This is a genomic window from Aquidulcibacter paucihalophilus, from assembly GCF_002105465.1.
GTDB classification, from domain to species: domain Bacteria; phylum Pseudomonadota; class Alphaproteobacteria; order Caulobacterales; family Aquidulcibacteraceae; genus Aquidulcibacter; species Aquidulcibacter paucihalophilus.
In genome coordinates, this window is the sequence record NZ_NCSQ01000089.1 from 1 (window position 1) to 436 (window position 436).

Below are 436 nucleotides of genomic sequence, written 5' to 3' on the forward strand. Positions count from 1 at the left end.
TGTGCCAACATAGAAAGTGTCTTGGGCCACACAATAACCTGGATGTTCGCTTTCAAACTCGCCATGGGCCTCTTTGTCGGCTTTGGCCTTCTCCAGCGCCACCAATTGGCTCTCGGTGAGCACCCCACCCTCTTGGGCCATCTTGGCTTCTAGCGCTTTGAGGCGCTTCTTCACATTGGCCAGATCATGGCGCAACCAGATTGAGCGGACACCAAAAGGTGATACGCTGATCCCCGTCTTCTTCAACTCATTGGATACGCGCGCTTGGCCCCAGGCAGGCTCATCAATCGCCATTGCCACCACGGTTGCCTCCACCGCCGGATCCACCCGGTTCTTCAAATTCGGCTTGGACCGCGTCATCTCTTGTAACGCCAGTTCCCCGCCCTTCTCATACATGTCGCGGAACCGATAAAAACTGTCGCGGGAATACCCCATC

At 56.0% G+C, this 436-nt stretch carries 1 protein-coding gene; it reads right to left on the reverse strand.

What is annotated here, in order from left to right; genetic code table 11:
- On the reverse strand, positions 1–436 hold a 436-nt coding region (locus B7364_RS07895), incomplete at both ends, for a helix-turn-helix domain-containing protein (protein ID WP_157893574.1).